This window comes from Gordonia sp. ALPHA1B1, assembly GCF_005502615.1.
Classification (GTDB): Bacteria; Actinomycetota; Actinomycetes; order Mycobacteriales; family Mycobacteriaceae; genus Gordonia; species Gordonia hongkongensis.
This window is the reverse complement of sequence record NZ_SCOC01000014.1, coordinates 87,134-109,369: the sequence shown is the minus strand read 5'-3', so window position 1 is coordinate 109,369 and position 22,236 is coordinate 87,134. Positions and strand designations below refer to the sequence as shown.

Sequence of the window (22,236 nt, the reverse complement as noted above, 5' to 3'; positions counted from 1 at the left end):
GAGATCAATGCCGCATGTGATTGATGCCACACTAGGCCCTTTTAACGATTCCGAAGTCAGCTTCCAGCCGCTCTAGATGTCCCGTGAAGCGCGCTTACGTCCCTCTGGCGAGTACTGACGATTAGACATATTTTTTGTGTTCCGCATAGAGCAAGCGGTACGAAGATATGCCGAGTTCACCTACTAGTTTCAAGTCGTTTTCTTTATCTCCACCCCGCCCCTAAGCACTGGCGGGCATAGAACCCGCGCTACTGCCCGCCGCGAAGGCGAACGATAATGAAGGGCATGGACGGTGAAGCAGCCTCGGCGCAACGAGGGGCCACCATCACGCGCCGAACGATGCTTGTGGCGTCATTCGCTGCGGCAGGCGCACTACTCCCCTCGTGTGCAGCGAATTTCCCTGCAACGACTTTCTCGTTGCCCGCCCGTGCCTGGGGCGCTTTTCTGTCTGCGCCGGCCTCACAGTCACGAGTAACACTTGACCGTTTCGCAGCCCTTGCCGGTGCCGAGCCGGATCTCCTGCATTTGTACGCGTCGACCCGAGATTCGCCCCCGCAAGTTCACCTCGACACGATTCGTCAGCTGGGGGCGACTCCCGTCCTCTCGCTTGAACCGTGGAACCCTCGCGTCGGGCGGTACCAGCCGGAGTTTTCGCTGAGCAGCATCGTCGCTGGTCAGCATGACTCTGACCTACAGCGGTGGGCTGCGGAACTGGATTCATGGGGGCACGCTGTCCTGCTGAGATTCGCTCAGGAAATGAACGGGACCTGGTATCCGTGGTCTGTCGGGCTGTACGGGAACACCGCGGCGGAGTACCGCGCGGCGTGGGTGCGGATGCACCGGATCGTCAGCGCCCAGGCGCCCAACGTCGAGTTCGTCTGGGCGCCGAATGTGCTCACCGAAGGTTCCCGGGACTTCGCCGACTGTTACCCCGGTGATCGGTTCGTCGACCATCTCGGGCTCGACGGATACAACTGGGGTGACACCCCCGGGCACCAATGGCAGTCCCCGGAGAAGCTGTTCTCGGCGAGCGTCGCCGCCCTGCGGCGGCTCAGCGCCACGCTGCCGATCGTCCTCACGGAGGTTGGGTGTGCTGGTGGCGCAGACCCAGGACAGAAGGCGCGATGGATATCTGAATTCTTCGACGTCGTCATGGGCAATCCGGACGTAACCGGCTTTATGTGGTTTCAGACCGACAAAGAACGAGACTGGAGAATCAATTCATCGCCGACAAGTACACAGGCATTCCGAGATGGGCTGTCGAAGTGGATCAGCAGCTGACGGCCTCAGGCAGTTGCCACCGCATTGCGGCGCGAATCGCGGCTACTTGCGGCTCGAACTTGGTCGCGCTGACCCGGATACTGGTCGGATGCCTCCAGAGCCCGTCGCGCCAGCAGTCTTCCACGCGCTGGTGATCTTGAATCTCCTGTTCGTCACCGGCGCCTGGAGCCTGGCGCGCCCGAGCTACCCGGTAGCTGCGGTACTCGCGGCTCTGTCCGGTGCGTGGTTCTTCTGGAACGGTCCGATCGAGGGGCACGTCCTGATCTCGTTCACGCTTGAGCGCGGTTTTACTGAGTCCGACATCCTTTGCATTGTCGGGATTGTTCTTGCTGGTGTCGCGTGTATCCGCACGCGCGAACGGCGAAGGTGGGAAGAGTAGGGGTTGAGTGGTGCGGGGTGGTAGTCGCCTGGTGGCTTCGACTCGGCTCCTCGCCTAGCGGCTCGGGGCCGGCTCAACCAGCGGGGGGTCGCCCGGGGCCGGCTCAACCAGCAGATCGACCGTTGTAGTCGAAACGCTGTTGGTCGAGTTGCTTGCGGACCGCTGGCTCTAGGACCCGCGCGGCGGTGGCGGTCAGATGCGAGTCGTCGCGGTAGAAGAGGATCTTGTTGTGCGCGGCGGCGCAGGAGTTGCCTGAGCACAGCAGGTCGTTGACGTTCACCGTGGTGATGTCCCGATAGGCGTCACGCGAGTCGGCGTCGATGATGGGCTCGACGCGGGGATAGTCGTCGAAGTTGAATCGGCACTGCGTCCAGTCGTCCATCGACCCGGAGATGCAGTCGGCGACCTGGAAGCCCGGGTACGGGGTGTCGGCGATGTACACCAGGTTCGCGCCGGTGTTCCGCAGCTGGGTGAGCGAGTGATCCCACGCGGCCCGCGAGGCTTCCCGCGACGGCACATAAGTCGACAGTGACGACACTAAGATGATCCGCGGACCCACCTCGGCGATACGCCGCAACGTGGCTTCGCGCCACTCCTGGCAGTCCGCTTTGACGTAGGGCTCGAAGATCCCCCGCTGCGGCCGTAGGTGCTGCGCCGGACAAGCCGCCTTCGTGAACTGATGGACTCGCCACCCGTGATCGGCGCCGATCGTGCGGATGACGTCTGCCCACTGGTCGGCGTGGCTGTCGCCGAACAGCACCACCGGGATGCCGTCGGGCGGACCGAAGACGCAGTCGGCGCGCGCTTCCACGTCGCCGACCGGGATCAGACACTCAAACGGCTCCGGCCGGTCGTCGAACGCCTGGAAGGGATTGGGCGTGACCGGGCCGCTCGGTTCGCCTGCCTCGGCACCGAAGACCGACTGGTACGTCAGCGCCGCATTGGCGACGGTGTCCCGACTCGCGAGCTGCACGGTGACGACGCCGGCGGTCATCGTCACCGCCAGGGCCACCACGACCCCGGTCAGGCCCAGTGAAATCGACGCAGACGCATTGCGCTTCAACTCGCGATTACGGAGCAGCGGCTCCTCGAACAACAGGGTGGACAACGTCGCCAGCACCAGCGAGCCGGCCGCGACGAGCAGCAGCGCCGGCCAACTCGACGCACCCGCGACCGACTCGTACAGCACGATCGCCGGCCAGTGCCACAGGTACCAGGCATAAGACACCCGGCCGAGGAACTTCAGCGGTGGCGTCGCCAGCAGATGACCGACGAACACCGATCGCGTGCCCACCATGCAGCCCGACGCGATCACGAATGCCGCGCCGAAGGTCGGCAGCAGCGCCGCCGTGCCGGGGTATGGCGTCTGCGCGTTGATCACAAAGCCCGCGACCAGTACGGCGACCAGACCTGCCCAGCCGACCGCGAAGGCCATCGGGGCACCGACACGGTGCCCGCCGAAGCGAGCAAGCGGCGGTAGCGCGATCGCCACCAGGCCGCCGACACCGAACTGCCACGCCCGCGTGTAGGTGGCCATGTACGCCGTCGCCGGGTCGGTTGCGGTGATGAGGATGGCGAGGACCAGCGAGACGACGCTGACGATCAGCACCGCCAACCCGACCGACCATCGGACCGACAACACCCGGCCCAGCGGCGTGCGCATCGTCAGCGCAGCCGCCGCGATCACCAGAAACGGCCACACGAAGTACAACTGGGCCTCGATGGCGAGGGACCAGAAATGGGTGGCCAGACTGCCGTCGATGGCCCCCGCCAGATAGTCGGCGTTCTGCTCGATGAAATGCCAGTTCGACAACTGCGCGGCCGCGGCCAGCAGGTCGATGGCCTGCTTGAACACCTTCAGCAACGGCATCAAGAATGCGGCGGCGACGATCGACACGACGATCACCAGCGCCGCCGGCGGGATGATGCGCCGGGCCCGGCGGGCGAAGAAGTTGCGCAGCGAAATTCGACCGTTCCGCTCGTACTCGCGCACCAGCAGCCCGGTGATCAGGAACCCGGAGATCACGAAAAAGACGTCGACGCCGACGAATCCGCCCGTGAGGAACGGGACGTGCGAATGGAACAGCACGACCAGCAGGACGGCGATGCCACGTAGTCCGGCGATGTCGTCGAAGAAGGTCGTCCGCGACGTCGGCTCGGGTGAGGAGTCCGCGGGCGCCCCGACCGGTTGCGTGCGGAGCGGAACGGTCGGTGCGTCGTCGACGTTCATCGCCTCCTCTCCCCTGCTGGGCCCGCTCACGGCGTGGCCCACGGGAGCATGACGTCGAACCATCCCAGCGCCAACGCCGCGATGAAGAGGATCACGCACGTGTAACCGACGGCCTCCCAGGCCGAGATACGGTTCCAGTTGGTCGCCGTCGGCCGCTTGCCCGTGGTTTCGATCGGTGCGTCATCCGGTGTTGGGTCGTGCGTCGTCATTCAGCGACCTCCGCGTGTCGATCGCGTCGCCGCGGCAGCAGGATTGTGATGAACTCCACGAACAGCGGGAGTGCCAGATAGGTGTAGGCCACCACGAGCCCGACCATCATCCAGAACTGGCCCAGCCCGTACTGCATCACGTCGCGAATGATGAACACCCAGAACACCGGCAGCGAGGTACCGAGCGTGATCGCGCCGAGTGCGCTGATCGAGCGGGCCAGGGAATTGGACTTCCCGATCGCACCCGTCGGCACCCAGCCGATCTCGCGGCCGATCAGCTTGTGCCAGATCGCGATCACGTGGGCGAAGCTGTACGCCATCTGGATGCGCAGAACCTCAAACCGCCAGCGGGTTCTCGACACCAGCGGGAACAACACGACATACACCCACAGCCCCAACAGGAACGGCACGAGCTGCTCCGGCCGCACGTCCCCCGGATAGAAGGCGGCCATGACGACGCCCGGGAGGAACAGGAGGAAGACGTTCATCGCGGTGGTGAGGTAGTAGAAGACGCCGGCCCAGTCGGCGATGCGTTGTCGGAGAGTGCGCTCAGAGTGCGCAGAAGGGACGCGGGAGAGCGTCCCCTGGCACCAGCGGTATTGCTGGTTCAGAAAGCCCGCGAGGTCCGCTGGACACAACCCACGCGACAAGACGACCGGTACATAACGAATGCTGTATCCAGCCTGCTGGACCAGCCGGCCGGTGTGCAGATCCTCGCTGTGCTCGATCGCTGCGAAACCTCCCACGCGGTCGAGAGCTTGGCGCCGGTAGACCGCCGAGGTACCGACACAGTTCGCGGCTCCGATCCGATCCCGCGACGGCAAGACCCAGCGATAGAAGAACTCTTGCGTCGCGCCGGCCGTGCGCTGAATCCAGTTCATCGCCTCGGTCGTCGAGAAACACTGCGGGCTCTGGACGATCGCAACCTGCGGGTCGTCGAGGTAAGGCACGAGATGGGCGAGGAAGTCGTGGCGCGGGCAGAAGTCGGCGTCGAAGATGACGATCAGTTCGCCGCGGCTGACGGTGCACGCGTACCGGAGGTTGCCGGCCTTGCGTAGATGGCCCCGATCCGGGCGGACGACGTAGGCGAATCCGAACTCGACAGCCAATTCGTGCACCTCGCCCCGAGCCGCGTCGTCGAGGACGTAGACGTTCAACGAGCCGCGCCACCGCAGAGCCGCGATGTGTCGATAGGTGTTGCGCAGGATCGCGATGCTCTCACCGCAGGTGGGGAGGAAGACGTCGACGCTGGGATACCTCCGGTCCACCGGCTGCCATTTCGTGACCCGGTTCTGGTGGGAACGCCACGTGATCCGCCGGCGGTTCATTCCCGTCGCTAACGAAAGTGCATTTCCAATCACGTTGGCGACAAGAACGATGAGAACAGGCAACAGCCACACATGGGTCGACGCGAAAGCCGCGAGGGAAATGGACACCAAGACGAATGCGGCGAGGAGAACGAGCTGCACCCAGCGCATCTGCGGGCCGAGATATTCATACACCTCGGCATCGGATGGCGCGGCCACCGCAAGCGGATCGCGCTCGGGCGCGGGCGGATCGGCGGACCGACGGGAGGCTGCCGCGAAGGCGACGGTATCGGCGTCGTCGGATTCACCGAGAGATGACGCGCCCGCCCGACGGGTCCCGGTGATCGACTCCACGCCCTAGAGAATCGGGCAAACAGATACGTCGAAGCAAACCGTGGGAATCGCCGGGATACCTTTCTCGGGTGAGAAGAGGGTGGCGCCGCGTCCGAACGGCGGGCGTATGGGTTGTCGTGGCGACCCTCGGTGTTGGCTCGGTGGCCGCCTGCGGCTCGACATCCGGGACCGAGGAATCCGCGCGACCGGTCTCGTCGGCAGCCGTCGACGCACCGCCGTCACCCCCGCCTGTATTGGTCGCCGACGTGCGACGTGCGCGCGGTCAGATCGTCGGCACCGACACCGTTCCGGATGCGTGGTTCTCCGTGCTGCCGCCCGGCATCACGGCTCAGCGCCTCGTCTATCGATCGGCATCGGGACTCGACGGCGGGTCGACGACCGTCAGTGGCGCCCTGTTCGTCCCCGGGCCGCCTCCCCCGCCCGGCGGTCATCCGCTGATCTCCTACGCCCACGGCACCACGGGCATCACCCGGGATTGCGCGCCGTCGGACCAGGACTCGATGTTCGGAGATCTCAGTGCCGTGACCGACTTCCTCACCGCGGGATATGCCGTGGTCACGACCGACTACCAAGGCCTGGGAGTGCGGCCGGGCCAACAAGCACCTCATCCCTATCTCGAACCCCGCACCGCTGCATACAACGTCATCGACGCCGCGCGGGCCGCACAGTCCACCGACCTCGGCGTCGGGGGCCGGTGGTTCGCCGTCGGCCGGTCTCAGGGCGGAGGTGCCGCATGGTCGACAGCGGAGGAGTTCGCGCAGTACGGCGATGGCGCCGGGGAACTGGTGGGTGCGGTTGCCGTCGCTCCCCTGCTGGATGCCGGCTACTTCGTCACCCGCGCGCAGGAAGGTAGTCTTTCGCGCGCGCAACGATTCCTGTATCCGCTGGTGGTGCACGGTGTGGCCCAAGCCCAGCCCGCCGTCCGCCCGGGCGACCATCTGACCGGGCTGAGCACCGACACCGCGCCGGTCTGCTCGGCCGACCGCACGGCGCTGGCGGGCCTGTCGGTGCCGGATGATGCCGCACTGAACGCGGTGACTCCGGGCGCGGCGCAAACCCTGTCCCGCGCACTCGAGGGTTACGCCCTACCGCGGCTCGCCACGAATGTCCCGATCGCGGTCTTCTACGGCGGCACCGACCCACTCATCCCCGTCGACGTCATGGAAGACACCTTGACTCGAGCCTGCGAACTCGGCGACCGGTTGATGCGGGTCCGACACGACCAGCAAGGACACGGCGTCGACCCCGGCCCCGCGATGGCTACGTGGATGCAGGACCGCCTCGCCGGAGCGCCGGCCCCCACCGATTGCTGACCCGTCGGGTTTGGCGTCACGCGCACTCGGAATCAACGCCCGCTATGGTGACAACGTTGGCTGGGGGGCCTCAAGCGAGTTGGAGATTACGTAGATGTTGAACGCTGTGAAACGCGTTTTCGGTTCCGCGCCCATCTGGGCCTGGATCGTGATGGTTGTCTGTGCGGTGATCCTGATCGTCGGACTCATCGTGTCCAGCAATCGAACCGCGCCGACGTCGACATCTTCGGCAGCTGTGACCCCGGCCAGCATGGCTCCCCTCGAACAGCCGGCGACCCTCGAATTCATCGAAGACGCGGAAGCGAATCCCGCGCAGCCCCGGACCATCGTGCTTCTCGGCGACTCGACCGGTGCCGCCCGGGACGGCTGGGCGCCCGCCCTCGGCACGACGATCAGCCAGAAACTCCAACGCCCGATGGCCACCAAATTCTGGAATGCCACCACCAATGACTACGGCGCCATGGTCGGGCTCGGCGACGGCCCGAACGGCCCGATCGGTTTCTGGAACGGCAGCGCTTCCGGAAAAGACGCTGACTACGCGCTCGAGAATCTCGACAAACTGATCACCCCGGAAGTGACCCCGAACCTGATCCTGCTCAACTTCGGCCACACCCAGGACCCGAACACCCCGCTCGCCGAGCAGCTCAAGCCACTGATCACCGAGTTGCGCCAGAAGTACCCCAACGCCGAGCTCGTGGCCATCAAGCAGAGCCCCGCGCAGGGTGGCGCCACCAACGCGATCATGGAGGGCTACGCGTCTGCGATGGACGCCGAAGGCATCCAGGTCATCGACGTGTACTCCGCATTCCCCGCCGATTCCGCTGCACTCCGCCCCCTGCTGCGTGACACCGTGAATCCCAACCCGGCCGGCCAACAGATCTGGACGACGACCGTGTTGAAGGCTTTCGAGTTGCAGGCGTAGGTGGGGTTCTTGATGGTTGGCCTGGTCGAAGCCACTCGCAGCGCAAATAGCGCGGGAAACTCACCAGCGGGCGCTACCGTCACGGAATGACAATTCGTCGCGCAATCTTTTCGATGCTGCTCGCGTTCGGGGTCATCGTGCCGCTGTGGTCGGCATCGGCTACGGCAACCGCCTCGCCCCCGCCGCCTCATCCCAGGCTGGACCACTCGGTCACAGTGCAGGTGCCCGGCGTGGTCTGGGGCATCGGCGGCGCCGGAGTCGTACAGCCGCGTGTGTTCTACGGACGTGGCCAGATCTACCCGTATCCCCTTGGCTACGGATTTCGCTGGCATTGGCGCAATCTCACGACAGGAGCCGCCGGCTGGATTCCGTACGACTATCCCCACCGCCGCAGCACCATCCGCACCGGAGCAGGCCAGCTGGTGGTGACCGGCGAGTACTACCCGCAAGAGAACATCATCCTGAGCACGCCGGTTGCGGCCACCTTCTGGGTCAATCCGTGACGGTCAGTCCGATCCGTTGATCCGATAGATCCGGAACTGCGGTTTGCCAGTCGGCGTCGTCACCGTCATGGCGACCGTCGCGATGCCGGCGCCGTCGGCCCAGAGGGTTGGGTAGCGAACGTTGATGGCGTCGAGTGAGCCGAGGCCGGTCGGCCGCTGCGTGAGGATGTACTGCACGCCCTGCTCGGCGGGTGCGTTCAGTTTCGCGAAGAAGTCGAAGTCGCTGCGCACGACGAACTGTTCGGGGCGCTCGGACTCCAGCCAGACGCGCGACACCCCGAAGGTGTCGACGAGAACGGAGCCCTCCGGCAGATTCTGGCTGTCCAGCCAGGCGGCGACGTTGCCCGAGACCTCGCCGAACCAGTAGAACCAGAATTCCGACGGCGGATGACGATCGGGCCAGAACGCCGAGCGCAGACCGTACTCCTCCTTGCCCAGCGCCGGGTTGAGCATCGACGACGCCGTCACGGGTAACGAGGTCGCCAGGACCAGCGCCATGAGGGTGGTGAGGGTGGTCCTTTCGACACACGACCTCCGCAAGCTCCGGTCGCTGCTCAAGGAGCGGCGGGTGTCCGACCTCCGCAAGCTCCGGTCGCTGCTCAAGGAACGGCGGGGCCCTTCGTGGCTCGTCGCTTGCGCTCCTCGCACCTCAGGGAGCAGTAGGTGCGCGCTCGCTCCTCGCACCTCAGGGAGCAGAGGTTGCCCGGCGTCGGGGAGCAGACGGCGCGCGGGCCCGCAGGCTACGAGGACCGCGACGACGATCAGTGGCGTCGACGCCAGGTAGAAGCGGAACCAGCCGAAGGTCGAGCCGAGGATCACCGCGGACATCTGGAACAGCAGAACCGAGCCGAACACGACTGCCGGCACCGCGGCGTCGACCCTGCGCAGCCGGACCGCGATCCAGGCCACGACCGGCAGCACCGCGAACAGCAGCGGTTGCATGCCGAGCAGGTTGGCGACGATCACCTCCGCCAGCGGACCCGCTCCGACGTCCTCGGCCGAGACGATTCCCGCGGCCGCCACCTGCGCCGAGTTGCCGTACTGCGAGGAGAACTGGGAAAACGCATTCCCGTCGAGGAGCCAGCCGAGGCCCGCCCACACCACGAACGCGAACGCGGTGGGTATGGCCACGATGGTCGCGTCGTGCACACCGAAGGCGGCTCCGGCCCGCCACCCCGCGCGTCCGGAGACTCCTTCGGGACGGTGTCGTCGGGTCGACACCACGAACACCCCGACCGCCACACCCGCAGCCGCGGGTAGCGCCTCGTAGCGCGTCAGGTACGCCAGACCCAGGGCGACGCCGGCGATGACCAGATCGACCACACGTGATCGGTTCACCCACAACAGGATTCGACGACACGTCCACAGCAGGAAGAACAGGAACGGCGCCTCGCTCATCCCCATCCCCGCGTACAGGATGATCATCGGGTTCAGCGCGAACGCCGCGACCGCAATCCAGCGCAGCAGACGGCCGGCACCGTAATCGAGGGCGATGCGCCGAACCTGCCACCCGGCACCGGCCATGAACACCGCGCTCATGACCGCACCGGCGAATCCGACGCGACGCAGCTCCGGCCACTGGTTCAGCGGCCAGTGCGACGACAGTTCGACGAGCGGGATCTCGATCAGGCTCGGCAACGGATTCCAGACGAAACCGATTGCACCGAGGTGCGGGTCCCGGCTCCAGATGGTGAACCCGGCGTTGCCCACGCGACTGCTCGCGTCGGGATTGATGTAGCCGACAGCGAGGTACAGGTACGCACCGACCGCCAGATACCCGGCGACCAGACCGGCGAAGAGCGAGATACCCCACCACTGCGTCGCGGTGAGCCGTCGACGGCCCTCGGTCACCGGCGGTTGCACACCGACCGCCGGTGCCGAGGCGTCGTCGTGAAGCTCGACGGTCATGTAGTCGAGCCGTCAGCGGGACCGCTCGAGCCGCCGAAGCGTCTGCGATACAAAATGATCGCGATCGCGACGAGGACTGCGATCGCAACTACGGCGGCGCTGACACCCAGCCACACCACCCAGCTGGTGCCGACCTGATCGACCTCGGCCTGCGGACCGTCGGCCCGCACGGTCATCAGCTCGGGCTGACCCGCGCGGCCGGCCACCAGGACGTCACCGCGGAGGTTTGCCAGATCTCCCTGCTGATCATCGAGATACGCGAACAGCGGGTCGACCAGATCCCACGACCCCGAGGTGCTCACCAACACCACCGTGCGCGAGTTCTGCGAGAACGCCTGGATGGTACCCAGCCCGTCCGGGATGGCCAGCCGGATCTGCGCGGCCAGGTCGACGAGCGTGGACGAATCCTCGGTGTTGATCGGCGGGTTCAGCGGGCGGGCGTTCGCCGCGTCGGCCACCACGAGTGCGCCGGTGTTGCTGGCGATCGCCTGATCCAGCGGCACGAGCACCGGCGACAGTGCGGTGGCCGAACTGCGCTGCACCGACGCGAGCAGTTCAGCGGCGGCGTCGAGTTGCGCCGGGTTGGTGTTGTCGAGCGCGACCTGGACGGTCGGCTGCCACCCGAGTGGCACCGACGAGAAACCGCCCATCCGAACGGGAGTCGTGCTCGACGACGCGGTCGACGACGGGTCGATCTGGAACGTCAGCGGCACACTGCGAGGCGAACAGGCGCCCGGGGCCGGCTCGTAGGAGACCCGGAATTCGAGCGGCTCGTTGGCTGCCACCTGCGCGGCGGGGATGGTGAACTTCGTGTCCAGCGATCCGGACGCGTTCAGCGCACTCGTGTGCAGGATCTCGCCGCCGGTGACGGCCATGACATTCGCGCGCTCGTCGTCGCGGACCGGGGTGTAGCGCGCCTTCAGCGCGACGTCGACCGCGCCGGGCCGACCGAGGGCGAGGATCGTCGGATCGAAACCCGGCAAAAGCGAGGCGGTTCCGAGAGCCTCCACCGACAACCGATCGGAGAACTCCCCGAAGGTCACCGAATCCGAACCCTGCACCTCGCGGTCTCCGACGAATTCAACTGCAGCAGAGTCTGTCTGGGCAAGATCGGTCAGCCCGTCGCGGAAGAGCGCCACCTGATCGGGCAAGGAATCCTGATCACCGCTGATCACCAACACGGCCCCGGGAAGTCCCGCACGTTCCAGACGGACACTCCCCGCCCCACCCTCCTCGCGGATGACGACCGCCCGGTCCAGCGGACTGGCCGCGCGCGGCAACCGGGCATCGGCCGACTCCACCACGTCGATCGCAACACGTTGCGGACGATAGTGATTCGCGATGGCGGCGACGACGCCGAGCGTGGTCTGCGCGGCCGCGGCACTCGGGTCCTCCGGGGTGTACACGGTCACCCGGTTGACCACGGTCCCGAACGCATCCTGAATGGTGGCGGGCACCGTCGCGGCGCCCCGGAAGGCGACGTTCAGGCTGGTCAGCGCGACCTCCGGCACCGGTCCGCACACCGAATCGTCGGTCCCGTTGCGCAGCGTCAGTCGCAGATCCGCACGGCCGTTGTCGCCCACGGGCACTGCGGTCAGCGGAACGGAAAACGCGGTGCTGAGCTGCCGCGGACCGAACCTCGGTACGACGACGGTACCGATGATCGTGCCGTCGGTGCGGGCGACCTGGATGAAGGCGTCGGTCACGTTGGTCGCCGACGCAACCACACCGGTCAGCGTGGTCGGTGACATCCCCTGCGGCACCGGGATGCTCACTCCGACCGGAACGTCGGCGCCGTCGATCGTGACCGAGGTGCCCATTCCCAGTTGCCGCCAGTTGAGCGTCGTCGTGCCGTCTCCCGGCGCCGCCGCGGCCGGAGCCACCGCTCCCATGCCGACGATCAGCGCCGCCAGGACCGCTCCCAGGAGGCGTCGCAGGCGGACAGGACTGTTGCTAGACATTCTCAGGACCTTTCGGCGGTCGGGACACACCGGGCATGGCCGAGAGTCCGTGCACGGTCTTCTCCCAGAAGGAGGGCTTGTAGATGAGCTGCGCCATGCTCTTGATCGCAGCCATGGACTGAAGGAACCAGTAACCGGGCACAAGGAGCGCGGCACCGAGTAAGTAGGGCTTGCCGAGGGTGCGGGTCGACACGACGCCCAGCATGATGGTGGCCAGGTTCCCGACGGTGAACATCAGGACACACAGGTAGTAGATGGGACCCGGAAACAGGGAATGCATGAAATCGGGTTTCCCGGCGAACCACACCAGCAGCAGCGTCCAGAACAGCAGGTTGAGGGTGTTGGCGATCGGCATGCCCGCGGTCAGGTTCGAGATACGCAGCGCCGGAACGAGTCCGAGTTCACGGACCATGTCGACCGGGTGGCGGGTGTGCACCAGGAAGGTCTGAAGATAACCCTTGTACCAGCGCGAGCGCTGCCGCACCCAGTTCACCACGTCGGCGTTCGCCTCTTCGCCGGTGAGTGAGTCCAGGACGACCGTGCGATATCCGTAGCGCGCCAGCCGGATTCCGAGATCGGCGTCCTCGGTGACGTTGTAGGCATCCCATCCGCCGACCTCCCGCAGCACGTCGGTGCGGATGTGGTTCGACGTCCCGCCGAGGGGGATCACACACTTCGACGCACTCAATGCGGGGAGCATGTAGGAGAACCACTGGTCGTATTCGATGGCGAACCATCGGGTCAGCAGGTTCTCGCGCTCGTTGTAGTACCCGAGCCGGGCCTGCACCGAGCCGACCTCGGGCGGACTCGCGGCGAAGACGGCTGCCGCTCTGCGCAATTGCAGCGGATCCGGGATGTCTTCAGCGTCGTAGATGGTGACGATGTCGCTGCGTTCCGATGGCAGATCCATGGCGACGTTGCACGCCTTGGGTTTGGTCCGCGGTTCGCTCGGCGGGACCAGCACCGGGGTGATCCCGTCGAGGTCGGCGTGTTCGACGGCGGCTCGGGTCTCGTGGTCGTCGGCCTCGAGGACCAACAGGATGTCGAGTTTGTCTGCGGGATAATCGATCTTGCCGACACCGGCGACCAGGTTGGCGACGATCTCGGGTTCCCCGTAGACCGGCAGCAACACGGTGTAGACCGGCAGGTCGGCGTCGGGAATCGCGCGTGCGTCGTCGTCGGACACCCGCAGCACTCCCCTGCCGGTCATGCCGCGGGTGACGAGCACGAACTTGTCGACGCTCGAGACCAGGAAGTACAGAGCGCAGATGCTCAAGATGACCGCGAGTGAGACCCGCCAGGTCAGGAGGAACGCTGCCGCGGTCACGATCGCGAGCACGACGAGGCCGAGACGCTGCCTGCGGCTCAACGGATGTTGTGCCGACAGGGTGGAGACATGCCGCGCGTCCATAACTCGTCCCGCGTCGGGGGCGGTCACCGAGCTGGTCGTTCGACGGCGTCGATCATCGACCACGCGAGATCGGTCAGCGCGACATCGAGGTCGGAGTCGTCGACGGGGTCCGGGGTGTCGTCGCCACCGCGGATGAGCCAACTGATGGGTTCGGCGACGGTGGTGGCATAACTGGGCGGCTTCGGCTCGGCGACGTTCGACGATCCCGGCTGATCACGCGCGGCCATCAGGTAGACGGCGATGTAGCGCTCACCGGCTGGCGTGGGAACTCGCCAACCCCAGAATCGACCGGTCCACAGTGTTTGATCCGAGGTGCGGACCGACTCCAGGGTGTTGGCGATGCTGCCGAGCCGGGTGTGTCGGCCGTCCGAAGAGGCGGGAGTCGAGTGGATCGTCGCCGGCGGCACCGTCTCGTACCAGAGACCACGGCGGTAACTGGAGAAGCGGCCCAGATCCGCGGTGGAGAACACGTCGAGATAGGCGGTGGACAGCGGCCTGTTCTCCGGACCGGTCTGCCCCGTCGTGACGCGGTACCGACGCACGTCACCGTCGGACCCCATGACCCGCGGACCCCAGTCGAACACCTCGGGCTCGGTGATCCCGATACCCAGCGTCCGCAACTGCTCGAGCCACTCCTCGCCGATGGGCGGTGACACAACGGGTTTCGGCGACTCCGGTGCGAACGGAGTCACCGCCAGGATCACCAGTGCCACCAACCAGGCCGACGCCAGGGTGGCGATGGACTGCTTGGGCAGACCGGCGCGTGCCGAGCCCGTTCTCCCGAACCGGAGTCGTACGACGATCGCGATCGCGGTCACCGCACCGGCGGGAATCGTGTAGGCCAGGACCGGGATGTCCTGGAGTACCGCAACCAGCACCGCGCCGCCGACGCCGGACAGCGCCGCGGTGGCGAGGGCGACCCGCGGGTGCCGACGCAGCGACATGTACGTCACGACGAGGGCAATCGCCACGGACAACGCGCCGAAGGCGACGGTCGTGCCGCCGAGCACCTGCCCCATGAGCAGGTAGTTCGGCGGGAAGCAGGTCAGCAGGAACAACCAGATGAGGTAGTCGCGGACGACGCGTCGGATCCCGAAGACCACGATCGACGCCGCGAACACCCAGATGAGGAGCGGGATCAGATCGGCGTGCCAGAACGCCGCGACGGCCGGAATCCGCGGGATGACCAGGGCCGCGGTCAGTCCGAGCGCGCCGCCCACCACGACGACCAGGATGCGGTCGAACTCGCCGTCACCGATCTCACGGCCCCGCGACGAGACGTCGAGCCCGAAGGCGATCATCAGACACCACAGGGGTACGAACAGCAGGTATGCCGTCGGCGACCCCTGGCGGAGCGCGTCGAACTCGGCAGCGATGGCCGGCGCGAACGCCAGCATGCCCGCGCCGATCGTCGACGCGTACCGGGCGCCCATCGACATCTCGCGCGGCGCGGTCAGCGTCGCTCGCCATGTGCGACGAGCCGCACCTTGCGCCGGCGTCGGAGCCGCGTCGGCGTCGACGTCCGCAGATGGCGGCGACGCGGGCACGACTGAATCGAGAACAGTCATCGAGATCCTCCCCAGGACGGCGCCTGAGCAGTGGGCTCCAACGCCAGACGCGGCTTCGGTGCCAACCCTGAGGGCCTCCCCTGGCAACCGAATCGCGAACTGAAGTGAGAGTAACGCTAAAAAGAAAGTTGATGGAGATCTTTGACCGCACCAATTTCATGAGCCGCGGCCGTGTCGGTGCTGGATGTGAGCTCGAGGCGGGGTCGAGGCGTCTCTCATCTTTGACTGTGCCACAGCTTATTTGGGACACTTATCGCGTCGTCCGGGATCGCCGACTGGGCCGCGGCATGGTCCGAAGTCACGCGACTTACGGCACGAATTTGTAGTTGATGTCACACCCGAGAAAGTGGGTCACCTGACCGCCTAGGAACGCTAGAGACGCTGCGCTACAGCCATTCACAAACGTTCCATGTGGTTCGGCAACAATGTCGAGATGGTCGGGTGGTACGGCCACTGCGGAATATCATCAACAAGCATTACTTGTCAGTCAGCAGTCGCAGCGGGATCGTCGTGAGTCCATTCGCGAGACCACGTCGACGTTACGTGGTGCTACTGCGTCGACTTCTGGTCGTTTGACAACGGCGGTGTTGGCGCTTTGCGTCCTCGCGACCGGACCAGCAGACCTCGGCCATCCACGTCGGTGACAGTGATCGGTCGGCGCATCCACCGTCATCGGCTGCGCCTTCCGCTTTTGGGCCCACTGATTTGGCACGGGTGCGTCAGCCGACGCGTCGGACCGCTCGTCAACCTCGTGAGGGACGACCCTCGGGCGGCGGCCTGGCCTTTGCACCCGTCGAACCTGAGGACCCGTCGGCGCGGTCGGCGCGGTCGGCGTGGCAGGCGGCATCGCCGACAACGGGGACAACTGGCGGGGCTCGGCACGGCAAGGCGCCGCTTACACCACCGACCGCAGGCCGATCGGCGTGGCGGGCTACGGCGGACCCGCTGAGCGCAAGGAGGTCTACGCGCCACTCGCGCAGGTGTCGCCGAACTTCGACCTGCCGGCCACCGCCGATCTCTGTGGGGATGACGAGCACCGAGTGGGCGTTCGTCTGCATCACGAAGGCCGCTACCTGACCGCCCGTGGGGCTCGTGGCCATGGCGCGAATCACCAATTCTGAGCGCGAACTCGAAACGGGTGTGACTTGAGTCAATTACTGACAACAGTTACCACACTGTCGACGAAAAACGCTGCACAGTCGATGAATTCGCGGTTCCCGGCTTGTGGAAACTCCTCGAAATCGAACGAATGTTCCGGTACCTTGGAGTCATGCCAGAGCTCGCCACTCTTCTCGATCAACTCATCGAGACCACCCCGCCCGCCGACGACCCCACGGGCCGATCAACATTCGACGCGCTCGAGACGCTGCGCTTGATCCGCAACACCGTCGACCACCAGATCGTCACCCACGCAGCACAACTCGACGAACTCGGCGTCGCTCAGAAAACCGGCAGCACCACCAAGAAGTTGCTGATCGAGTCAGGACATGCACCGGCCGCTGCTCTTCGCACCATGCGCAGTGTCGACGCCCTGCCCGCGCTTCCAGCCCTGACCCGTCACGCCGCCGACGGGCGGCTGACCGGCGAGGTCGTCGACGCCGTCGTCCGCGGGATGAACGAGATCGACAAGCGTTGTGGTGAGCCGCTTTCCGACGGTGACCGCCCCCAATACGAAAGCGAACTCATCGCACAAGCGTTGTCCGGCGCGACCCCGACACAGGTCCTCAAACACGCCCGCGCGATCGCCAACGCTCTCGCCGACGCCTCCGACACCGGTGTTCCCGCAGCCGACGACCCCTCTCTGAACTCGGTAAACGCCCACACCACCGACGACGGCCGCGTCGAAATCCGCGCCGACCTCACACAGATCGTAGGCGAGAAGTTCCTGGCCATGATCGACGAACGATCCTGCCCACGACCCGAACCCGACGGCGCCGAGGACCGGCGCAACGCCGAGCAACGCCGAGCCGACGCCTTCGAACTGATCCTCGACCAAGCCGCAGTCGGCGCGAGCATCGATACCGTTGGTTCCCCGCGCACCCAGTTGATGCTGACGATCCCCGCGACCGGAGACCCGGCCACGCTGCCGTGGACCGGATCGGTCAGCCAAGCGACCGCAAGACAGGCGTCGTGCGACGGCTCGCTCACGGAGATCATCCTCGACAGTGAGGGGGCACCACTGCAGATGGGCCACACCCATCGGCTGTATCCGGCACACCTCCGCAAAGCGATCATCATCCGCGACGCCTGCTGCATCAAATGCGGTGCGCCGCCCTCTCATACACAGGTGCATCACATCAAGTCGTGGGCGGACGGCGGACCCACTGACCTCGACAACGGCTGCCTACTGTGCCAGCGCTGCCACACCCAAGTCCACCACCACGGCTGGGACATCGTGATGGGCTTCGACCGACACCCCTGGCTCGTGCCGCCCACCTCGATAGATCCACACCGTCGACCCCGACCCGCCCACAACCGACGCACCATGCGACTCGACGACGCCGCCTGACCTCACCCCGCCAAAGACCACAGACTTTCGCGTTGTACCTTCCGCACCCGGACCTTGCCCGGGACCGCATCTGTCCCTTGACAACTCCACAGTGTGAACGGCGGCTCTGTCAGTGCGCCGCCACTGACGACCGATCCCGAGGCACCACGGCGTCGAGCGCCTCGGCGAACGGTGGGATGAAGTAGCGCGCGCCGAGGACGCAGCAGGCGTGACCGCCGTCGACCTCGAAGCGCTGTGCGCCGGGGATGCCGTCGATCAGCAGTTGCTGCCGTTCGGGCTCGACGACCCGGTCGCGGATGGAGACGACGACGGCGGTCGGGACGTCGACCTCGTGGAGCCAGTCGCGAGAGTCGAACTCCCCCAGCCCGTTTCCGAAGTCACCGAGGTGCGACAGCGGCGTCGAGAAGAACTGTCGAAGGGCCCAGATCGAGGTGTGTGAGGTCGTCTTGTTCAGACTCTTCTCGGACACCCGCGGCAGGATGCGGTAGACGGGGCGGAGGATGCGTCCCATGCGTTCCGACGACGCGCGGTGCCGGGGATCGTGCGTGCTGAAGTACGGACCGGTCGAACAGAGCACCAGACCGGCGACACGTCCCGTATGGCGTCGCCACACCAGCTGGGCGATGCCGCCGCCCATCGAGAACCCGGCGACCGTGAACCGGTCGATACCCAGGACATCGGCGAGGGCGACGACGTCGTCGGCGCAGTCACGGAGGTCGAAGGTGTCGGACTCGATGCCGCGGCCGTGCCAGCGCGCGTCCAAAGTGATGACGCGGTAGCGGTCGTTGATCGCCGGGATCGTCGGGTACCAGCAGAGCAACCCGGTGGTGAGCACCGAATGCAGGAGGAAGACGGCGGGTGCGTCGCGCGGGCCCGAGTCGGTGACGAACGCCCGCCCGCGCCCCGGGAGGTCGACCATCCGGCCCTCCGGGATGTCCCGAGCCGGGTACGGGGTGAACACGTGGCGGATGGCGCGCGCGGTGCCGTGAACGAACTCGGGGATCACGCCACCAACCGTACGTGAGATGCTGATCACATGATCGACATCGCCCGTCCGAAGATCGAGGGGTCGATCGCCGTCGCCGACGGTGATCGTCGGATCGGATTCGCCGAGTACGGATCGGCCACCGGACGGGCGATCGTCTGGTTACACGGCACCCCCGGCGCCCGGCGCCAGATCCCCGTCGAAGCGCGCGCGTACGCGCTCGAACGCGGAATCCGCCTCATCGGGCTCGATCGGCCGGGCGTGGGGTCGTCGAGCCCGCATCGGTACGACAACGTCGCGGCCTTCGCACCCGACCTCGCCGAGGTCCTCGAGGCCCTGGGCATCGACGACTTCGCGATCATCGGGCTGTCGGGCGGCGGGCCATACGCACTCGGGGTCGCCCATGCCATGCCCGACCGGGTGACGGCGGCGGGCATCCTCGGCGGTGTCGCGCCGACGGTCGGACCCGACCGCATCGAGGGCGGGGCGATGCGACTCGGCACGCTGCTCGCACCGCTCGTCAGCGTGGCCGGTGCGCCGATCGGCCAGGTGCTGAGCGTCGCCCTCGGCTTCGCCCGGCCGATCGCCGAACCCGCGATCTCCATCTACGGTCGACTGTCCCCGCAGGCGGACCGAGAATTGTTGGCGCGCCCCGAATTCCGGGCCATGTTCCTCGACGACCTGCTCCACGGCGGAAGCCGACGCATGAACGCGCCGTTCGCCGACGTCGTCGTCTTCGCGCGGGACTGGGGCTTCCGTGTCGGCGATGTCACGGTGCCCGTGCGCTGGTGGCACGGCGACGCCGACCACATCATCCCGTACGCCCACGGCGAGCACATGGTGTCGCTGCTCCCCGACGCAAAGCTCTTCGAGATGCCCGGCGAGAGTCACCTCAGCACCCTGCACATGTCGACCGACATCATCGACGAACTCCTCGCGCTGTGGGACCAATCGCGGCCGCCGATGGGCGAGTGAGGTCGAGCAGCGACGGCCGCCCGCCCCGCTGGTCGAGCAGCGTCGAAGGAGCGAAGCGAGGCCGCCGCGCCCGTCGAGGCCACCTGGTGACCGACGTCGTGAACCGGACAAGTGGCTTCGACACGGCGCCTCGCTGCGCTCGGAGCCGGCTCAACCAGCGGGAAAGGTCACCTTCTCGACCAGCGGGAAAGGTCGCCCTCTCGACCAGCGTAAAGGGAGCCGAGGGAGACGCTCCAGCTCAGAGCGGCGCGGTCGCCGACAGCCCGGCCGCGAGGCCCAGCGCCACGGCCATGATCGCCAGTTCGACGACGGCCGCGCGCACGGAGGCGGGCTCGCTGCTGCGATGCCGCTGCACGGCCGGTAGCCATCGTCGTCTGTGCCAGACCGCGAGACCCACGAGGACCGCGAGCACCGCGGCCTTGGCGAGCAGGATCCGGCCGTAACCGCTGCTCACCAGGTTCGCCGGACCGTCGACCTCGATCAGGCCGGAGATCAGGCCGGTCACCGTGAGCACCCCGACCGCCCAGGGCGCGCGCCCGGAGAAGACCGGCAGACTGCGCGCCCACCCCGACCGGCCGCGCACCGAGAGCAACATCGCCGCGAGCAGTCCGCACCACCAGGCCGCGGCCAGCGCGTGGGCACCGATGAGGAACGGCCCCCACGAGTCGTTGCCGGCGTGCCCGGCGATCGAGGTGGCCAGCACCCCGATCGCCGCGAGCGCTCCGACCACGAGCACGGGGATCTCGATCCCGGTCAGCAGGTCCAGCACCACCCACGCGAGGATCAGGACCCCGGCCACCAGCGCCACCATCTCGGGCGCACCCGAGAACAGCACGTCGCCGAAGTCGCCGGCTTTCACGTCGAGCACCTCGACACCCGCCCGATCGGCCGTCCGCACCCAGGCGCTGATCAGCACGGCCAACACCCACACCCCGGCCAGCAGGCCGATCACCCGGGTCGAGGGCTCGGCGTCGACCGTCGGCAGCGCCCCCAGACCGAGCAGCGTCACGGACACACCGAGCGCGAGGGTCGTGGGCACCGCGACCAGATCCGGACCGTCGGGACGGGCGAGCAACCAGCTCACCACGAGACCGCCGGCCAGGGTCATCGCGAGGATCAACCCGTTGCGGACGGTCATCAGGTGTCAGCGCCGCGTCGAGGGTCGCCGGCTCAGCCAGAACACGACACCGAGTCCGGCGATCAGCACGACGGCGGCGCCGGCGATGAACCACCACACCGGGATTCCCTCGTCCGACGACGCATCGACCGCTTCGATCGCCGGGCCGGGTTCGCCGTTGCCGGCAACCGCGAGCTCGAACGTGCGCTGTCCGCTGATGACGTGCCCATCGGCCGAGGTCACCCGGTAGTTGACGACGTACTCACCGGCCGGGCCGAGTTCGCGCACCCCGACACGCAGGTTGGGGCCGTCGACCGTCGGGTCGCCGTTCTGCCAGTAGTGGTCGTCGGGTCCGACGACGTTGAGCACCGCATATGACGACTGGATCGGCTCGTTGAAGGTCAGCGTCACCGTCTGCGGACCGGTCTGAAGCGTCGCCCCCTCGGCGGGGTCGGAGGAGACCAGCCGCGAGTGCGCCGACGCCGGGGCTGCCGCCCACGATCCGACGAGCCCGAGACACAGCAGCGTCGCGAGGACCAGGACGACGCGTCGAACCGGCGCGCGACGGTCAGGCATCGCCGCCGCCACGACCATTGCGGCGCAGGGCTGTCAGAGCCGCGACGCCGATGACCGCGCCGAGGGTGCCGACCACCAGGCCGATCCCACCGAGCCAGCGCGCGGCGGAGTCCTCGAACGATGCCGACGACTCGGAGGTGTCCGATGCGTCGGCGGTGCCCGTCGTCGAGGCGGCGTGCGAGCCGCCGTGATGGCCGTCGCCCGTGGCCGGGGGCAGGGTCAGCGTCGGTGCGGGCAGCTCCGGCTCGGTGCCGTCGTCGGGGGTCGGCTGACTCCAGTCGGCGGTCTCACCGTCGGCGTAGGTCTGCAGCGCGGGGAGTTCGACGGTCTCCTGCTCGGGGAACGGTCCGCCGGAGAACCGGAACTGGCCGAACTGCCCGACCGGCACCCCCGGTGACCCCGGGTCGGCGGTCCAGGTGATCTCGGTGACCTTGTCGTCCTTCTTGGTGACGACGGACTTCCAGCCGGGCATCACCTCCGGGCGGGCCGAGGTCAGCCCGGGCAGCGTCACCCGCAGCGCGGTCGTGGCGGCGGCATCGGACTCGTTGGGGACGACGAAGGTGACGACGCCGTACCCACCCTGGGTGACCGTCGGCGCGTTGGCGGTGACGTGCGCCGACGCGGCACCCGCACCCGCGAAGGAGGCGAGGCCGACGAGAGCGACGGCGGTGGCGGGCGCGGCGATGCGGCGGGCGATCGTCGCCCGCGGGGAACTGAGCTTCATGGAT

General features: G+C 67.0%; 19 protein-coding genes. 8 read left to right on the top strand and 11 right to left on the bottom strand.

All coding sequences use genetic code 11. The annotated features are described in order from the left end of the window. The first annotated feature begins 285 nt into the window (after positions 1-285). Together FFS52_RS11945 and FFS52_RS11940 are read left to right on the top strand one after the other, a co-directional pair. Positions 286-1,281, top strand: a complete 996-nt coding sequence (locus tag FFS52_RS11945) for a glycosyl hydrolase (RefSeq protein ID WP_249356549.1) — start codon at positions 286-288, stop codon at positions 1,279-1,281. Positions 1,282-1,369: 88 nt separating this feature from the next. Next, entirely contained in the window at positions 1,370-1,660 is a 291-nt protein-coding gene (locus FFS52_RS11940; protein ID WP_137809806.1) for a hypothetical protein, read from the top strand. Between the two features lie 103 nt (positions 1,661-1,763). Here the strand turns inward: FFS52_RS11940 and FFS52_RS11935 are convergent, their stop codons facing one another. The 3 genes from FFS52_RS11935 to FFS52_RS11925 are packed head-to-tail and all read right to left on the bottom strand — an operon-like array spanning position 1,764 to position 5,760. Further along, positions 1,764-3,890 (bottom strand): acyltransferase family protein, encoded by a 2,127-nt coding sequence (locus FFS52_RS11935; RefSeq protein ID WP_137809805.1) that lies wholly within the window; start codon positions 3,888-3,890, stop codon positions 1,764-1,766. A gap of 26 nt (positions 3,891-3,916) precedes the next feature. Continuing rightward, entirely contained in the window at positions 3,917-4,099 is a 183-nt protein-coding gene (locus tag FFS52_RS11930) for a cellulose synthase (UDP-forming), glycosyl transferase family 2 (RefSeq protein ID WP_137809804.1), read from the bottom strand. Continuing rightward, positions 4,096-5,760 carry a cellulose synthase catalytic subunit gene (locus tag FFS52_RS11925; protein WP_137809803.1) on the bottom strand — a complete coding sequence of 555 codons (1,665 nt, stop codon included), beginning with the start codon at positions 5,758-5,760 and terminating at the stop codon, positions 4,096-4,098. The genes FFS52_RS11930 and FFS52_RS11925 overlap by 4 nt, the downstream gene beginning before the upstream one ends. Positions 5,761-5,876: 116 nt before the next feature. Between FFS52_RS11925 and FFS52_RS11920 the strand changes: the two genes are divergently transcribed. The 3 genes from FFS52_RS11920 to FFS52_RS11910 all read left to right on the top strand — a co-directional run bounded on the left by FFS52_RS11920 (position 5,877) and on the right by FFS52_RS11910 (position 8,498). Continuing rightward, on the top strand, positions 5,877-7,073 hold the full coding sequence (locus FFS52_RS11920) for a lipase family protein (protein ID WP_137809802.1): 1,197 nt from the start codon (positions 5,877-5,879) through the stop codon (positions 7,071-7,073). Positions 7,074-7,167: 94 nt separating this feature from the next. After that, positions 7,168-7,995 (top strand): SGNH/GDSL hydrolase family protein, encoded by an 828-nt coding sequence (locus tag FFS52_RS11915; protein WP_137809801.1) that lies wholly within the window; start codon positions 7,168-7,170, stop codon positions 7,993-7,995. An 86-nt stretch (positions 7,996-8,081) separates the two neighbouring features. Beyond that, entirely contained in the window at positions 8,082-8,498 is a 417-nt protein-coding gene (locus FFS52_RS11910; RefSeq protein ID WP_137809800.1) for a hypothetical protein, read from the top strand. Between the two features lie 3 nt (positions 8,499-8,501). Here the strand turns inward: FFS52_RS11910 and FFS52_RS11905 are convergent, their stop codons facing one another. From FFS52_RS11905 to FFS52_RS11890, 4 genes are read right to left on the bottom strand one after another with little or no spacing between them, the layout of a single operon-like run. After that, on the bottom strand, positions 8,502-10,406 hold the full coding sequence (locus FFS52_RS11905; protein ID WP_137809799.1) for a glycosyltransferase family 39 protein: 1,905 nt from the start codon (positions 10,404-10,406) through the stop codon (positions 8,502-8,504). Then, positions 10,403-12,367, bottom strand: a complete 1,965-nt coding sequence (locus FFS52_RS11900) for a hypothetical protein (protein WP_137809798.1) — start codon at positions 12,365-12,367, stop codon at positions 10,403-10,405. The genes FFS52_RS11905 and FFS52_RS11900 overlap by 4 nt, the downstream gene beginning before the upstream one ends. After that, the gene (locus FFS52_RS11895) at positions 12,360-13,778 is read right to left on the bottom strand and encodes a glycosyltransferase family 2 protein (RefSeq protein WP_137809829.1); all 1,419 of its coding nucleotides are present in this window, start codon (positions 13,776-13,778) and stop codon (positions 12,360-12,362) included. The genes FFS52_RS11900 and FFS52_RS11895 overlap by 8 nt, the downstream gene beginning before the upstream one ends. Before the next feature lie 23 nt (positions 13,779-13,801). Beyond that, positions 13,802-15,346 (bottom strand): hypothetical protein, encoded by a 1,545-nt coding sequence (locus tag FFS52_RS11890; RefSeq protein WP_137809797.1) that lies wholly within the window; start codon positions 15,344-15,346, stop codon positions 13,802-13,804. Between the two features lie 833 nt (positions 15,347-16,179). On the opposite strand from FFS52_RS11890, the gene FFS52_RS11885 reads away from it, so the two are divergent. Then, entirely contained in the window at positions 16,180-16,467 is a 288-nt protein-coding gene (locus FFS52_RS11885) for a hypothetical protein (protein WP_137809796.1), read from the top strand. 128 nt (positions 16,468-16,595) lie between these two features. After that, positions 16,596-17,855, top strand: a complete 1,260-nt coding sequence (locus tag FFS52_RS11880; RefSeq protein WP_137809795.1) for an HNH endonuclease signature motif containing protein — start codon at positions 16,596-16,598, stop codon at positions 17,853-17,855. Between the two features lie 109 nt (positions 17,856-17,964). Here the strand turns inward: FFS52_RS11880 and FFS52_RS11875 are convergent, their stop codons facing one another. Next, positions 17,965-18,861, bottom strand: coding sequence for an alpha/beta fold hydrolase (locus tag FFS52_RS11875; protein ID WP_171011617.1), 897 nt, complete (start codon positions 18,859-18,861; stop codon positions 17,965-17,967). 30 nt (positions 18,862-18,891) lie between these two features. Here FFS52_RS11875 and FFS52_RS11870 point away from each other — a divergent pair, with 30 nt between their 5' ends. Beyond that, a complete protein-coding gene (locus tag FFS52_RS11870; protein ID WP_065631017.1) occupies positions 18,892-19,815 on the top strand; it encodes an alpha/beta hydrolase in 924 nt (307 codons plus the stop codon). Positions 19,816-20,053: 238 nt separating this feature from the next. On the opposite strand, the gene FFS52_RS11865 is transcribed toward FFS52_RS11870, so the two are convergent. The 3 genes from FFS52_RS11865 to FFS52_RS11855 are packed head-to-tail and all read right to left on the bottom strand — an operon-like array spanning position 20,054 to position 22,232. Continuing rightward, positions 20,054-20,953 (bottom strand): CopD family protein, encoded by a 900-nt coding sequence (locus tag FFS52_RS11865; RefSeq protein WP_065631018.1) that lies wholly within the window; start codon positions 20,951-20,953, stop codon positions 20,054-20,056. Positions 20,954-20,959: 6 nt separating this feature from the next. After that, complete coding sequence (locus FFS52_RS11860; RefSeq protein WP_137809793.1) at positions 20,960-21,508, bottom strand: copper resistance CopC family protein; 549 nt, start codon at positions 21,506-21,508, stop codon at positions 20,960-20,962. Further along, on the bottom strand, positions 21,501-22,232 hold the full coding sequence (locus tag FFS52_RS11855; RefSeq protein ID WP_137809792.1) for a YcnI family protein: 732 nt from the start codon (positions 22,230-22,232) through the stop codon (positions 21,501-21,503). The genes FFS52_RS11860 and FFS52_RS11855 overlap by 8 nt, the downstream gene beginning before the upstream one ends. Positions 22,233-22,236: the final 4 nt, after the last annotated feature.

Bases quoted from the DNA above. Each gene is read 5' to 3' on its own strand.
- FFS52_RS11905 (WP_137809799.1), bottom strand. From the start codon at position 10,406: ATGACCGTCGAGCTTCACGACGACGCCTCGGCACCGGCGGTCGGTGTG.
- FFS52_RS11890 (WP_137809797.1), bottom strand. From the start codon at position 15,346: ATGACTGTTCTCGATTCAGTCGTGCCCGCGTCGCCGCCATCTGCGGAC.
- FFS52_RS11915 (WP_137809801.1), top strand. From the start codon at position 7,168: ATGTTGAACGCTGTGAAACGCGTTTTCGGTTCCGCGCCCATCTGGGCC.
- FFS52_RS11930 (WP_137809804.1), bottom strand. From the start codon at position 4,099: ATGACGACGCACGACCCAACACCGGATGACGCACCGATCGAAACCACG.
- FFS52_RS11865 (WP_065631018.1), bottom strand. From the start codon at position 20,953: ATGACCGTCCGCAACGGGTTGATCCTCGCGATGACCCTGGCCGGCGGT.
- FFS52_RS11855 (WP_137809792.1), bottom strand. From the start codon at position 22,232: ATGAAGCTCAGTTCCCCGCGGGCGACGATCGCCCGCCGCATCGCCGCG.
- FFS52_RS11880 (WP_137809795.1), top strand. From the start codon at position 16,596: ATGTTCCGGTACCTTGGAGTCATGCCAGAGCTCGCCACTCTTCTCGAT.
- FFS52_RS11870 (WP_065631017.1), top strand. From the start codon at position 18,892: ATGATCGACATCGCCCGTCCGAAGATCGAGGGGTCGATCGCCGTCGCC.
- FFS52_RS11895 (WP_137809829.1), bottom strand. From the start codon at position 13,778: ATGGACGCGCGGCATGTCTCCACCCTGTCGGCACAACATCCGTTGAGC.
- FFS52_RS11900 (WP_137809798.1), bottom strand. From the start codon at position 12,367: ATGTCTAGCAACAGTCCTGTCCGCCTGCGACGCCTCCTGGGAGCGGTC.
- FFS52_RS11935 (WP_137809805.1), bottom strand. From the start codon at position 3,890: ATGAACGTCGACGACGCACCGACCGTTCCGCTCCGCACGCAACCGGTC.
- FFS52_RS11940 (WP_137809806.1), top strand. From the start codon at position 1,370: ATGCCTCCAGAGCCCGTCGCGCCAGCAGTCTTCCACGCGCTGGTGATC.
- FFS52_RS11910 (WP_137809800.1), top strand. From the start codon at position 8,082: ATGACAATTCGTCGCGCAATCTTTTCGATGCTGCTCGCGTTCGGGGTC.
- FFS52_RS11945 (WP_249356549.1), top strand. From the start codon at position 286: ATGGACGGTGAAGCAGCCTCGGCGCAACGAGGGGCCACCATCACGCGC.
- FFS52_RS11860 (WP_137809793.1), bottom strand. From the start codon at position 21,508: ATGCCTGACCGTCGCGCGCCGGTTCGACGCGTCGTCCTGGTCCTCGCG.